Below are 14,293 nucleotides of genomic sequence, written 5' to 3' on the forward strand. Positions count from 1 at the left end.
GAGAGCACCATGAACAAACGACTTTCGATCCTGCTGGCCGCTGCCATGTTCAGCACCGGCGCGGCGGCAGCGCCGCAGGCCAAGAACATCATCTTCTTCCTCGGCGACGGCATGGGCCCGACCACGATCACCGCCGCGCGCATCTTCAGGCACGGCGAGGACGGCCTGCTGAACTTCGAAAAGCTGGAGCGCACCGCGCGCATCAAGACCTATTCGAACGACTTCCAGACCACCGACAGCGCCCCCTCGATGGGCGCCTACATGACCGGCGTGAAGATCAACCAGGACGGCATTTCGATCAAGGATGCGCGCGCCATCGATCCGGAGCGCGACGCCAACGGCAACCGCACGATCGACAAGTGCGCGCCGGGCGACGGCACGATCGTGCCCACCATCCTGGAGCTGGCCAAGGCGCGCGGCAAGGCTGTCGGCGCGGTCACCACCACCGAACTGACCCACGCCACGCCGGCCTCGACCTTCTCGCACGTCTGCCACCGCGATGCGGCCTATGCCATCGCGCGCCAGATCGTGCCGGGCGGCGAAGGCTACAACCGCGCGCTGGGCGACGGCGTCGACGTGCTGATGGGCGGCGGACGCCACCACTTCACGCCCTTCGACAAGGCGAGCAATCCGAAGGGCCGCGCCGACGGACGCGACCTGATGGCGGAATTCGCGGCCCAGGGCTATGCCGTCGGGGCCACGCGTGCCGACATGATGTCGGCGCGTCCGGGCCGCAAGTTCGTCGGCATCTACAGCAAGGACGACCACCTGGATTATTCGCTGGCGCGCCGCCCGGAGCAGCCGACCCTGACGGATATGGCGCTGAAGTCGATCGAGCTGCTGTCCAAGGATCCGGACGGCTTCTTCCTGATGGTCGAAGGCGGCAAGATCGACCATGCGCTGCACGACACCAATGCCAAGAACGCGCTGGCCGACACGGTGGCCTTCGACGAGGCGATCCAGGCCACGATCGAGCGCATGCGCCAGCTCGATCCGGGCCTGGAGAATACCCTGATCGTGATCACGGCCGACCATGACCACACGATGGTCCTGAACGGCTACCCGAAGCGCGGCAGCAAGGTGCTGGACATCGTGCACGACTACGCCACCGGCGAGCCGAAGAAGGATGCCGACGGCAAGACCTTCACCGCCCTCGTGTTCGGCAACGGCAAGGTGCGCCCGGATGTGCGCGCCGACGTCGACAGCGCCACCGCGCAGGGCGACAAGTACCAGCAGGAAGCGGGCGTGCGCGCGCTGTACGAGTCGCACGGCGGCGGGGACGTGAAGCTGTATGCCACCGGGGCGGGATCGGCGCCGTTCAAGGGGACGATGGAGAATACGCGGGTGTTCCACCTGATGAAGGCGGCGGCGGGCTTGTGATCAGATTCGTGATCGAAGCCGCGACGTCTCCATAGCCCTCTCCTTTACCAACGTCGTCCCGGCGAAGGCCGGGACCCAAGTTTGCTGAATAGTCGATAGCGCGACTTCGGCGGAGAAATTGGATCCCGGCCTGCGCCGGGATGACGACTCAAAAGGTAAGGGGAAAACGAGCGCCGCGGGACGCGAAGCATCCCAAAAACAAAAAAGCCCCGGTCACCCGGGGCTTTTCATTTTCAAGGCTACTGGACAGCCGGCCAGTGCTTACTTCAGGTGGTCCGAAATGAGCTTGGTCATTTCGAACATCGAGACCTGTGCCTTGCCGCCAAAGACAGCTTTCAGCTTGTCGTCGGCGTTGATCATGCGGCGATTCGCTGCGTCTTGCAGGTTCTGGGCCTTGATGTAGTCCCAGACCTTCTTGGTGACTTCGGTGCGTGGCAGCGGCTTGTTGCCGACCACTGCTGCCAGTTCGCCCGACGGGGTCATCTCTTTCATGAAAGCGGCATTCGGCTTGCGTGCGGCTGCCGGCTTCGCTGCTGCTTTTGCTGGAGCTGCTGCTTTTTTTGCTGCAGGCTTGGCCGCTGCGGCTGGCTTGGCAGCTGCTTTCTTGGCCGGCGCTGCGGTGGATTTTTTGGCTGTTGCCATCTTCGAGCCTCCTAAAACGATCACGGGGAAAGTTGCGTTATTGACGCACGGGCTTATATTGGTGGCCTTTTACTGTTCATGCAAGTCTTTTTCGAAATTTTTTCATTCTTATAAGCCCCAATATGCGAGCTATCGCACACTAGGGCCGCCGCAAATGAAAAAACCGCGCGCCAGAATGTAAAAAACCGCGCAAAGCCCGTGCCTGCGCGGTTTCCTTGAAGCGGGCTGGCGCTTAGCGCAGGCCGGGCATCATGCCCTTCATCCCGCGCATCATCTTCATCAGGCCGCCGCCTTTCAGCTTCTTCATCATGGTCTGCATCTGGTCGTACTGGTTCAGCATGCGGTTCACTTCCTGCACCTGCACGCCGGCACCGGCCGCGATGCGGCGCTTGCGGTTGGCCTTGATCAGGTCCGGCTTGGCGCGTTCGAGCGGGGTCATCGAGTCGATGATGCCGACCATGCGGCGCACCTGCTTCTCGGCCTGGTCCATGTTGGCGCCGCTTGCTGCCTGCTGGAACTGGGCCGGCAGTTTATCCAGGAGGCCGGACATGCCGCCCATCTTCTTCATCTGGGTGAGCTGGGCCTTGAAGTCGTTCATGTCGAACTTGCCGCCGCTCTTGATCTTGTTCGCCAGTTCGGTCGCCGCTTCGGCATCCACGCCCTTGCGCGCTTCTTCCACCAGCGCCAGGATGTCGCCCATGCCCAGCACGCGGTTGGCCATCCGGCTCGGATCGAAGGCTTCCAGGCCGTCCAGCTTCTCGGACACGCCGGCGAACTTGATCGGCTTGCCGGTCACGTGGCGCACCGACAGGGCCGCACCGCCGCGCGAATCGCCATCGAGCTTGGTCAGCACCACGCCGGTCAGGGGCAGGGCGTCGTTGAAGGCCTTGGCGGTATTGATCGCATCCTGGCCCAGCATGGCGTCGACCACGAACAGGGTCTCGACCGGATTCACGGCGGCGTGCACCGCGGCGATCTCCTGCATCATCGCTTCGTCGATGCCGAGGCGGCCGGCGGTGTCGATGATCAGGACGTCGTGGTAGTGCTTCTTGGCCCAATCGAGCGCGTTGCGCGCGATGTCGACCGGCTTGTCGCTGGCGGTGGACGGGAAGAAATCGGCGCCGACCTGCCTGGTCACCGACTCCAGCTGCGCGATCGCGGCAGGGCGGTAGACGTCGGCCGAGACGGTCAGGACCTTCTTTTTCTTCTGTTCCTTGAGGTACTTGGCGAGCTTGCCGACCGTGGTGGTTTTACCCACACCTTGCAGGCCTGCCATCAGGATGATCGCCGGCGGCTGCTGGGCGAAGGACAGCTGGGTGGCTTCGGGGCCGAGGTCGGCGCCCATCAGGGCGGCCAGCTCGCGCTGCACCACGCCGACCAGGGCCTGGCCCGGGCTGAGCGAGCCGATGACTTCTTCGCCCAGTGCTTTTTCCTTCACTTTGGCGATGAACTCGCGCACCGCCGGCAGCGCCACGTCGGCCTCGAGCAGGGCCATGCGCACTTCGCGCAGCATCTCGGCGGTGTTCGCCTCGGTGAGGCGCGCCTCGCCACGCATCGTCTTGACGACCTTGGCCAGGCGTTGGGTAAGATTATCTAGCATGTTCTACCTGATATATATGACGGCACGTCGGATTCGACAAACCGCCATTTTACCTTGCACAGGCCGCCGAGTTCGATCGCGACAGTGATATAGCGCAGTTTTTCATCAAGTGTGATGCGTTCGATCATATGGAAAGCTTGCCGTTTTTGACACACCTCACGTACCTATAGGCCATTTCCCCTCAGCATCATCTTCTGCTTCGCGCAGCTTGCGGCCGCGCGGAGCGCTGGTGACACCATGTGTATTGCATAAGGGAGAACAGGCATGACCAAGTTAATCAGCAGCATTCTCGCAGCCGCCGCCCTGCTGGCAGCAGGCGGCGCCGGGGCCCAGGAGGTGGTCCGGCTCGGCAACCTCAAGTTCGCGCACTTCGGCGCGGTGTCGTATATCAAGGAGATCGCATCGGGCTGCGGCATCCGGGTCGAGGAAAAGGTCTTCCCGAAGGGACTGGACGTGATGCAGGCGATCATCGCCGGCGAACTGGACGTCGGTGCCACCGCCTCGGAAGCGGCGATTTCGGGCCGCGCCGGCGGTGCGCCGATCGTCGTGGTGGCCGGTTTCGCCAAGGGCGGGGCGCGGCTGGTGGCACGCCCCGAACTCGGGATCCGCAAGGTCGCCCAGCTCAAGGGCAAGCGGGTCGGCGTGACCCGCGGTGCGATCCAGGAAGTGCTGCTGATGGCGCAGCTGGCCAAGCACGGTCTCAAGGGCGACCCCAAGCCCGGCAAGGACGTGCAGCTGGTGTACCTGGCCTACGCCGACTTGAACCAGGCCCTGCTCGGCAAGCAGATCGACGCCATGATGCAGTCCGAGCCGCAGTCCTCCCAGGCCATCAACAAAGGCTTCGGCCTTGAGGTCATGAAGCCCTACGACACGCCGATCGGCGAGCCGGTGCGCACCCTGGTCATGACCGAGAAGTTCTACCGCGAGCGCCGTCCGGTGGCCGAGAAGTTCATGCGCTGCTTCGTCGAGGCCACCAGGACCTTCATCGAGCAGCCGGCGGTGGCCGAGAAATACGTGCGCGAGGTGATTTTCAAGAACCAGATCACGGCCGACGATTTCCACGATGCGATCCGCAATTCGCCGTATTCCTACGACATCACGCCCGAGCACATCCAGCTCACCACCGACATCATGGTGAAGACCGGGGTAGGGCGCATGAGCAGGCCGCCGCTGGCCAGGGACTGGGTGCGTACCGACCTGCTGGCGGCGGCCAAGAAAAGCCTGGACGTGAAGTGAGGGCGCGGACATGAGCACGCAGAACAGGCGCAGGCAGTCGCGCGAACGCTGGCGCGAGATCGCGATCGGCGCGGTGGTGCCGGTGGCGGCGATCCTGCTGTGGCAGTGGGTCGCAATGAACGGCTGGGTCAACCCGCAGGTGCTGCCGGCGCCGCTCGACGTCGGGCGCAAGTGGGTGGCCTACCTGCTGCCGCTGGTGCCCTTCGAGGCGTACACCGAGGGCGGCTGGTGGTCCTGGGCGCTGTCCGGCGAGCTGCCGGTGGACATCTACACCAGCATGGTCCGGGTGGTGGTGGGTTTCGCCATCGGCGCCGGGCTGGCCTTGCCGCTCGGGCTGGCGATGGGGGCGAGCCGCATCGTGTATGCCTGGATGAACCCGCTGGTACAGATCCTGCGGCCGATCCCGCCGATCGCCTACATCCCGCTGGCCATCCTGTGGTTCGGGCTCGGCAACCCGCCGGCCGTGTTCCTGATCGCGCTCGGCGCCTTCTTCCCGGTCTTGATGAACACCATCGCCGGGGTGCGCCACGTGGACGGCATCTACCTGCGCGCGGCGCGCAACCTGGGCGCCGGCGGCCTTACCCTGTTCCTGCGCGTGATCCTGCCGGCTTCCGTGCCCTACATCCTGTCGGGCGTGCGGATCGGGATCGGCACCGCCTTCATCGTGGTGATCGTGTCCGAGATGATCGCCGTGAACAACGGGCTGGGCTTCCGCATCCTGGAAGCGCGCGAGTACTTCTGGTCCGACAAGATCATCGCCGGGATGATCAGCATCGGCATGCTCGGCCTGGCGATCGACATCGCCATGAACCGTCTCAACAACTACTTGCTGCGCTGGCACCGCGGCCTGGAGCACTGACATGAATGCACCGCAGGCAGCGCAACTGGCGCTGGAGCCGCATATCCGCATCGATGGCGTGAACAAGCTCTTCGAAACCGGCGGCAGGACCGTCACCGCGCTGCAGGACATTCACCTGGAGATCCCGCACGGCCAGTTCACCTGCCTGCTCGGGCCCTCCGGCTGCGGCAAGTCCACGTTGCTGAATGCCGTGGCGGGCTTTTCGCTGCCCAGCAGCGGGACCGTGACGGTCGAAGGCAGGCAGGTGGCGGCGCCGGGTCCGGACCGCGGCATGGTATTCCAGGAATATGCCTTGTTCCCCTGGATGACGGTCGAGGACAACATCGCCTTCGGCCTGCACCTCAAGGGCATGAGCAAGAGCGCGATCCGCAGCCGGGTGGGCGAGCTGCTGTTCATGCTGTCGCTGGGCGACTTCCGCCAGCGCTTTCCCAAGGACCTGTCGGGCGGCATGCGCCAGCGGGTGGCGATCGCGCGCGTGCTGGCGCTGGATTCGCCGATCATGCTGATGGACGAGCCCTTCGGCGCCCTGGATGCGCTCACCCGGCGCAACCTGCAGGACGAGCTGCTGCGTATCTGGTCCGAGCTGAAGAAGACCATCCTGTTCGTCACCCACAGCATCGAGGAGGCGGTCTACCTGGCGGACCGCATCGTCGTGATGACCTACCGGCCGGGCACGGTCAAGCGCGACCTGCTGGTGGACATCCCGCGTATGCGCGACCCGGCCGCGCCGGAGTTCAATGCGCTCAAGCGGGAGCTGGGCGTGCTGGTGATGGAGGAGCAGCGGAGGCATCATACGGACGAGTTGCGGCTGGCGGCGGTGGACTAGGGCAGAGGAGGGCCTGCCCCAGCATTTCCCGATGGTGTAGACTCTTAGTATGCAGAACTCCCTCTTCCTCGCCGCGGCCCTGCTGTACGCGGTGTGCGCCCTGCTGCCGTCGCGCCGGGGCGCCGTCATTTCAGGCGTCACCGCCCTGGCCTGGGCGGTGCATGGCGCCGCGCTCGGGCTCGACGTGGCCGAACCCGGCCGCCTGCGGGTCGGCTTCGCCATCATGCTGTCGAGCGCGCTGTGGGTCTCGGTGGCCGCCTACTGGCTGGAAAACCGCAATTTCGCCCTCGACGGCATGCGCCGCCTGGTGATGCCCTTCGCCTGCGTAGCAAGCCTGCTGCCGCTGGTCTTCCCCGGCAGCCTGCTCGAACTGCAGGGCCAGTCGCCCGCCTTCGGCTGGCACGTCGCGGTCGCGGTGCTGGCCTACAGCACGCTCACCATCGCCGCCTTCCACGCGGTGCTGATGGCCCTGCAGGAAGCGCGGCTGCACACGCGCACGGCCGGCGGCGGCTGGCTCGGCAGCGCGCTGGACCAGCTGCCGGCCCTGCTGACCATGGAAAAGCTGCTGTTCCGCGTGATCTGGATCGGCTTCATCCTGCTCAGCCTCACCGTGCTGTCCGGCGTCGTGTTCTCCGAACAGCTGTTCGGCAGCGCCCTGCGCCTCGACCACAAGAGCGTGTTCGCGCTGCTGTCCTGGCTGCTGTTCGCGGCGCTGCTGGCGGGCCGCCGCTGGCAGGGCTGGCGCGGCAAGACCGCACTGCGCTTCACGCTGGCCGGCTTCGCCACGCTGGCGCTGGCCTATGTCGGCAGCCGCTTCGTGCTCGAAGTCGTCCTGCACCGGGGGCTGGCATGAGCCGCATCCTGTTCTGGATCCTGCTGATCGGCCTGGTCGGCTTCGCCATCCGCGCCAAACTCAAGGCCCTGTCCGCGCGCCAGCAGCCGCCCCCGCAGCACGAGCCGCCGCGCCGGCAGCCGGTGGCCGAGATCGAAACCATGACCCAGTGCGCGCACTGCGGCATCCACTTCCCGGCCTCCGAAGCGGTCCACGCCGACGGTCACGACTACTGCTCGCCGGGCCACGTGCGCCTGCCGCCGCAGTAAGCCGGCCGATGTCGCCGCTGCAGGTGCTGACCCGCGAAGCCCGCACGACCCTGTGGCGCTCGCTCCAGACCTTCACCGTTACCCGCATCGTCATCGCCCTGGTGCTGCTGCTCTACCTGGGCCTGGACATCGGCGGCGGCGGCCTGCGCCTGGATGCGGCCAGCACCGTCACCTGCCTGTCCTACCTGGCGGCGGCGCTGGTGTTCGGCGCCCTCGCCACCTGGTGGCGGCGCCGCTTCGCCTGGCAGCTGGGCGTCCAGATCGCCGCCGACCTGGCCGCGATCTCCCTGCTCTACCTGGAAGCCGGCGGCATGCGCAGCGGCCTGGCGATCCTCTACCTGTTCCCGCTGGGCGGCGCCGCCATCCTGGCGCCGCTCACGCTGGCGCTGTTCTCGAGCGCGATCGCCACCCTGTTCGTGCTGGCGGAGAGCACCTGGCAGGTCTTCATGCAGGAGCGCCAGCCCTCGCTGATGCAGGCCGGTATGTACGGCGCCGCCTTCTTCGCCGGCACGCTGCTGGTGAACCGCCTGGCGGCGCGACTGATCAAGCAGGAAGACCTGGCCGCCCAGCGCGGCCTCGACCTGCGCATCCAGCAGACCATCAACCAGATCGTGATCGCCGACGTCGGCGACGGCATCCTGGTGGTGGGCGACGACAGCGCAGTCTTCACCGGCAATCCGGCGGCGCGGCGCATGCTGGGACTGGAAGGCGAGGCGGCCGGCTTCGTGCTCGGCGAGGCGCCGGGCCTGGAGCCGCTGGCCCAGGCCTTCGGCGCCTGGCTGCGCGCGCCGGTCGACGGCGCCTCCTTCGTCACCGTGAAGCCCTACCGGGAAGACACGGGCCCCTTGCGTGGTCGGCGCGACCAGCCGGTGCACCTGAAGCTGCGCTTCGCGCGGGTCGACACGGCCGGGGTGGCGCTGGGGCGCAGCGTGGTGTTCATGCAGGACGTCAGCGCCATCGAAAACCAGGCGCAGCAACTCAAGCTGGCCTCGATGGGCCGCCTCACCGCCAGCATCGCGCACGAGGTGCGCAACCCGCTGTCGGCGATCGGCCACGCCACCGCGCTGCTGGCCGAAGACCTGCACGGCCCGGCCGAGCTGCGCCTGCTGAAGATCGTGGGCGACAACGTGACGCGGGTGAACCGCATGGTCGAGGATATCCTGCAGCTGTCGCGCAAGGTGCAGCCGAACGGCGAACCGCTGCGGCTGGCGGCCTTCCTGGCCGAGCTGAAGGCCGAATTCTGCGAAACCCATGGGCTGGCGGATGATATAGTTTATATAGGCGACGCCGGGGAGAATACGGTACGTTTCGATCCGCTGCACCTGCACGAAGTGCTGCTCAACCTGCTCAACAATGCGGTGCGCTATGCCAGCAAGGAAGCCGCCAGCATCCGCATCTTCCCGGCGCGCGACGCCGCCGGCCGCATCGAGCTGCACGTGCAGGACGACGGTCCGGGCATCACGCCGGAAGTGCGCGCCCACCTGTTCGAGCCCTTCTACACGACCTCGAGCAAGGGCACCGGCCTGGGCCTGTACCTGGCGCGCGAGCTGTGCCTGAACAACGAGGCGAAGCTCGATTACGAATACCGCTTCGACGCCACGGCCATGGGGCCGCGCCGCGCCAGCGGGCGCTTCGTGATCAGCTTTTCGCAGCCGGCCTAGCAGGCCGTCTGCCTGTATACATATAGAGAGAACCATGACCGCACCCCGCATCCTCGTGGTCGACGACGAAGCCGACCTGCGCGAACTGCTCGAGATCACCCTGCTCAAGATGGGCCTGGACGTCGACAGCGCCGCCACGCTGCGCCAGGCGCGCGGCCTGCTCGAGGAGCACGACTATGCGCTGATCCTGACCGACATGCGCCTGCCGGACGGCCTCGGCCTGGAACTGGTGCGCGAGGTCGCGGCATCGCACAAGGGCACGCCGATCGCCGTCATTACCGCCTACGGCAGCGCCGACAACGCGGTGGTGGCGCTCAAGGCCGGCGCCTTCGATTACATCTCCAAGCCGGTGGCGCTGGATGCGCTGCGCGTGATGGTGCGTTCGGCCCTGAAATTATCCGAAGCGCCGGCCGTGCAAGCCGGTGGCGCGGCGCCGGCCTCGCGCATGATCGGCAACTCGCCCGCGATGCAGTCGCTGCGCGCCCAGATCGGCCGGCTGGCACGCTCCAACGCGCCGATCTCGATCACCGGCGAGTCGGGCAGCGGCAAGGAACTCGCCGCGCGCGAGATCCACGCCCAGAGTTCGCGCGCCGGCAAGGCCTTCGTGGCGGTGAACTGCGGCGCGATTCCCGAAACCCTGATGGAGGCCGAGTTCTTCGGCTACCGCAAGGGCGCCTTCACCGGCGCCGCCGAGGAGCGCGACGGCTTCTTCCAGGCGGCCAACGGCGGCACCCTGATGCTGGACGAAGTGGCCGACCTGCCGCTGGCGATGCAGGTCAAGCTGCTGCGCGCGATCCAGGAGCGGCGCGTGCGCAAGATCGGCGCCACGAGCGAGGAGCCGGTCGACGTGCGCATCATCAGTGCCACCCACCAGGACCTGGCGCAATGCGTGGAGCAGGGCAGGTTCAGGCAAGACCTGTTCTACCGCCTGAACGTGATCGAGCTGTCGCTGCCGCCGCTGCGCGAACGGATCGACGACCTGGCACCGCTGGTGGACGCGATCCTGGCGCGCCTGGCCGGGCCCGGGCAGGCCGCGCTCGGCCCGGGCGTGCTCGAAGCGCTGCGCGCCTACTCCTTCCCGGGCAATATCCGCGAACTGGAGAACGTGCTGGAGCGGGCGCTGGCCTTCGCCAACGACGGCGTGATCGAGGTGGGCGATTTGTCGCTCAAGGCGGCGCGACCGGGAGAGGCGGCGCCGCGCGAGCCTGCGCCTGCGCCGATGCCGGCAGCGGCACCGGTGCCTGCACCTGCGCCCGCTGCGCTGGAAACGGTGCCCGCATCCAGCATGATCGGCCCGAACGGCTTGCCCGGCAACCTGCCCGAGTACCTGAGCCAGGTCGAGCGCGACATCATCGGGCGCGCCCTGCAGCAAACCCAGTTCAACCGTACCCAGGCCGCGGCCCTGCTCGGCATCAGCGTGCGCCAGCTGCGCTACCAGATGCAGAAACTGGAGATCTGCGCGCCGGATGACAGCGCCTGAGGCCGCAGCGCTGTTGTTGTCTTTTCGCCAGTGCAAAATGCACAAGAATGATGCGTCGCGCATTGCGCTGATTACGCTTTACGCAGCGCGGGATGGCAAGGTTAGCGCTCACTCACTTCAGACTCCCCGCCGATCCGGCCACGCTTGCTTGTCAAGCCCATGCACCAAAAAAAACGAAAAAAATTAGGAAGTTCTTTACTTGCCGTGACCTGGGTCAGGCACTACAATTAGTCTCATATCAAGATCGAACACTAGATGTAGTGGTAGTGAACTCAAAGCAACTAGGATTTAGGTTCGACTTGAAGCTTGCTCTGCAAGCCACTGATTCAACAGCGATTTCTACCCTGCGTAATCTGGTTGCCAGTCAGGCTTACCGGCTGGCGGGGTATCGCTTTGCTTAAAATTTTGTCGGGTTGACAAGTCCGGCTCAAGACAAACGACGGCAGGTACCCGCTGCTCACTGGAGGCTCAATGCAAACAGCACAAGACATTTCGATCAATCCGCACGTCACCCAAGGTGCCACGGCCACGGCCACGCCCGCAGAGATCGTCGCACGCGGTGACTACCGGGTTATCCGCCGCAACGGCGCCGTGGTCGCTTTCGAGCCGCACAAGATCTCGGTCGCAATGACCAAGGCCTTCCTCGCCGTCGCCGGCGGGCAGGGCGCTGCCTCGGCCCGCATCCGCGAGCTGGTGGAACAGCTGACCGGCAACGTGGTGGCCGCCCTGGTGCGCCGCCAGCCGAACGGCGGCACCTTCCACATCGAAGACGTGCAGGACCAGGTCGAACTGTCGCTGATGCGCTCGGGCGAGCATGACGTCGCGCGCGAATACGTGCTGTACCGCGCCAAGCGCATGGAAGAGCGCAAGGCCGCCAAGGAAGCCGCCGGCGGTACCGCCGTGGCCGCGCCGCAGATCCACGTGGTCGACGGCGGCCAGCGCCGCCCGCTGGACGTGAACGACGTCTACGCCCTTGTCAACGCCGCCTGCTCGGGCCTGGAAAAGCACGTCGACGCCGACGCGATCGTCGCCGAGACCCTGAAGAACCTGTACGACGGCGTGCCGGTCGAAGAGCTGCACAAGTCCGCCATCCTGGCCGCCCGCGCCCTGATGGAAAAAGACCCGGCCTACAGCCAGGTCACCGCGCGCATCCTGCTGCACACCATCCGCAAGGAAGTCTTCGGCAAGGAAGTGCCGCAAGCCGGCGCCGCCGCCGAGTACGTCACCTACTTCCCGCAGTACATCGCCAAGGGCATCCAGAACGAATTGCTGGACGAAGCGCTCGGCACCTACGACCTCGAGCGCCTGGCCAAGGCCATCGTCGCCGACCGCGACCTGCAGTTCGGCTACATCGGCCTGCAGACCCTGTACGACCGCTACTTCCTGCACGTGCGCGAAACCCGCATCGAAATGCCGCAGGCCTTCTACATGCGCGTCGCGATGGGCCTGGCCCTGCGCGAAGCCGACCGCGAAGCGCGCGCCATCGAGTTCTACAACCTGCTGTCGTCCTTCGACTTCATGAGCTCGACCCCGACCCTGTTCAACTCGGGTACCCGCCGCTCGCAGCTGTCCTCGTGCTACCTGACCACCGTCGGCGACGACCTGGAAGGCATCTACGACGCCATTAAAGAAAACGCGCTGCTGTCGAAGTTCGCCGGCGGCCTGGGCAACGACTGGACCCCGGTGCGTGCACTCGGTTCGCGCATCAAGGGCACCAACGGCAAGTCGCAGGGCGTGGTCCCGTTCCTGAAAGTGGTGAACGACACCGCCGTGGCGGTGAACCAGGGCGGCAAGCGCAAGGGCGCGGTCTGCGCCTACCTGGAAACCTGGCACATGGACATCGAGGAATTCCTCGACCTGCGCAAGAACACCGGCGATGACCGTCGCCGCACCCACGACATGAACACCGCGAACTGGATTCCGGACCTGTTCATGAAGCGCGTGATGGAGAAGGGCCACTGGAGCCTGTTCTCGCCGAGCGAAACCCCGGACCTGCACGACAAGGTCGGCAAGGCCTTCGAAGAAGCGTATGTCGCCTACGAAGCCAAGGCCGCCCGCGGCGAAATGACCGTGTACAAGAAGATCGAAGCGCTCGACCTGTGGCGCAAGATGCTGTCGATGCTGTTCGAGACCGGCCACCCGTGGATCACCTTCAAGGATCCGTGCAACATCCGTTCGCCGCAGCAGCACGTGGGCGTGGTGCACTCGTCCAACCTGTGCACCGAGATCACGCTGAACACCAGCGCCGACGAGATCGCCGTCTGCAACCTGGGCTCGGTGAACCTGCCGCAGCACATGAAGGGTGACGGCCTGGATCACGCCAAGCTGCAGAAGACCATCCGCACCGCGATGCGCATGCTGGACAACGTCATCGACATCAACTACTACGCCGTGGACAAGGCGCGCAACTCGAACATGCGTCACCGTCCGGTGGGCATGGGCGTCATGGGCCACCAGGACTGCCTGCACATGATGCGTGTGCCGTTTGCCTCGGACAAGGCCGTGCAGTTCGCCGACACCTCGATGGAAGCCGTCTGCTACTACGCCTACCTGGCCTCGACCGAACTGGCCGAAGAGCGCGGCCGCTACGAATCGTACGAAGGTTCGCTGTGGGACCGCGGCATCCTGCCGCAGGACTCGATCAAGCTGCTGGCTGAAGAGCGCGGCGGCTACCTGGAGCAGGACAGCAGCGAGACCATGGACTGGACCCCGGTGCGCGAGCGTATCAAGCAGTTCGGCATGCGTAACTCGAACTGCGTGGCGATCGCCCCGACCGCGACCATCTCGAACATCATCGGCGTGTCGGCCTGCATCGAGCCGACCTTCCAGAACCTGTACGTGAAGTCGAACCTGTCGGGCGAATTCACCGAGATCAACGCCTACCTGGTGCGCGACCTGAAGGCGCGCGACCTGTGGGATGAGGTGATGATCGCCGACCTGAAGTACTTCGACGGTTCGCTGAGCAAGATCGACCGCGTGCCGCAAGACCTGCGCGACATCTACGCCACCGCCTTCGAAGTCGAGCCGAAGTGGCTGGTGGAACAGGCTTCGCGCCGCCAGAAGTGGATCGACCAGGCCCAGTCGCTGAACATCTACATGGCTGGCGCCTCGGGCAAGAAGCTGGACGAGACCTACAAGCTGGCCTGGCTGCGCGGCCTGAAGACCACCTACTACCTGCGCACCATCGCCGCGACGCACATGGAGAAGTCGACCACCCGCACCGGCGCGCTGAACGCAGTCTCGGTCTCGGGCGGCCTGACCGGCGGTCACGCTGCTCCGGCAGCGGCTCCAGCGGCAGCGGCTCCTGCGGCAGCGGACGTGGTGGAAGGCGCCGCCTGCTACCTGCGTCCGGGCGACGCCGGCTTCGACGAATGCGAAGCTTGCCAATAAGCTGCCGCTAAGTCAGTAAAACAAGAGGCAAGCATACCGACAGGTATGCTTGCCTCGTCTGTCACAACACGAATACACCCGGCCGTCCGCTCACCGCGGACGCAGCCACGAAAGAAGG

Annotated in this window: 11 protein-coding genes; 9 read left to right on the forward strand and 2 right to left on the reverse strand. The window is 65.7% G+C overall.

Features of this window, described 5'->3' with window-relative positions; all coding sequences use genetic code 11:
* Positions 1 to 9 precede the first annotated feature (9 nt).
* The gene (locus tag ACSQ25_RS03150) at positions 10 to 1,380 is read left to right on the forward strand and encodes an alkaline phosphatase (RefSeq protein WP_436104261.1); all 1,371 of its coding nucleotides are present in this window, start codon (positions 10 to 12) and stop codon (positions 1,378 to 1,380) included.
* 261 nt (positions 1,381 to 1,641) lie between these two features.
* Here the strand turns inward: ACSQ25_RS03150 and ACSQ25_RS03155 are convergent, their stop codons facing one another.
* Entirely contained in the window at positions 1,642 to 2,022 is a 381-nt protein-coding gene (locus tag ACSQ25_RS03155) for an SWIB/MDM2 domain-containing protein (RefSeq protein ID WP_436104262.1), read from the reverse strand.
* Between the two features lie 232 nt (positions 2,023 to 2,254).
* Positions 2,255 to 3,622: a signal recognition particle protein gene (ffh, locus tag ACSQ25_RS03160; protein ID WP_436104263.1), complete on the reverse strand. Its 1,368-nt coding sequence runs from the start codon at positions 3,620 to 3,622 to the stop codon at positions 2,255 to 2,257.
* 264 nt (positions 3,623 to 3,886) lie between these two features.
* Between ffh and ACSQ25_RS03165 the strand changes: the two genes are divergently transcribed.
* The 8 genes from ACSQ25_RS03165 (at position 3,887) to ACSQ25_RS03200 (ending at position 14,175) form a co-directional block, all read left to right on the forward strand.
* Positions 3,887 to 4,858 (forward strand): ABC transporter substrate-binding protein, encoded by a 972-nt coding sequence (locus ACSQ25_RS03165; protein ID WP_436104264.1) that lies wholly within the window; start codon positions 3,887 to 3,889, stop codon positions 4,856 to 4,858.
* A gap of 10 nt (positions 4,859 to 4,868) precedes the next feature.
* Entirely contained in the window at positions 4,869 to 5,717 is an 849-nt protein-coding gene (locus tag ACSQ25_RS03170; protein ID WP_436104265.1) for an ABC transporter permease, read from the forward strand.
* Position 5,718: 1 nt separating this feature from the next.
* Positions 5,719 to 6,543, forward strand: coding sequence for an ABC transporter ATP-binding protein (locus tag ACSQ25_RS03175; protein ID WP_436104266.1), 825 nt, complete (start codon positions 5,719 to 5,721; stop codon positions 6,541 to 6,543).
* Between the two features lie 49 nt (positions 6,544 to 6,592).
* Positions 6,593 to 7,396, forward strand: a complete 804-nt coding sequence (locus ACSQ25_RS03180; protein WP_436104267.1) for a cytochrome C assembly family protein — start codon at positions 6,593 to 6,595, stop codon at positions 7,394 to 7,396.
* Positions 7,393 to 7,644: a PP0621 family protein gene (locus tag ACSQ25_RS03185; protein WP_436104268.1), complete on the forward strand. Its 252-nt coding sequence runs from the start codon at positions 7,393 to 7,395 to the stop codon at positions 7,642 to 7,644. The genes ACSQ25_RS03180 and ACSQ25_RS03185 overlap by 4 nt, the downstream gene beginning before the upstream one ends.
* Positions 7,645 to 7,652: 8 nt before the next feature.
* Positions 7,653 to 9,305: a sensor histidine kinase gene (locus ACSQ25_RS03190; RefSeq protein ID WP_436104269.1), complete on the forward strand. Its 1,653-nt coding sequence runs from the start codon at positions 7,653 to 7,655 to the stop codon at positions 9,303 to 9,305.
* Between the two features lie 34 nt (positions 9,306 to 9,339).
* Complete coding sequence (locus ACSQ25_RS03195; RefSeq protein WP_436104270.1) at positions 9,340 to 10,785, forward strand: sigma-54-dependent transcriptional regulator; 1,446 nt, start codon at positions 9,340 to 9,342, stop codon at positions 10,783 to 10,785.
* A gap of 471 nt (positions 10,786 to 11,256) precedes the next feature.
* Entirely contained in the window at positions 11,257 to 14,175 is a 2,919-nt protein-coding gene (locus tag ACSQ25_RS03200) for a ribonucleoside-diphosphate reductase subunit alpha (RefSeq protein ID WP_436104271.1), read from the forward strand.
* Positions 14,176 to 14,293 lie beyond the last annotated feature (118 nt).

This window comes from Massilia sp. LjRoot122 (assembly GCF_964252725.1).
Classification (GTDB): domain Bacteria; phylum Pseudomonadota; class Gammaproteobacteria; order Burkholderiales; family Burkholderiaceae_D; genus Telluria.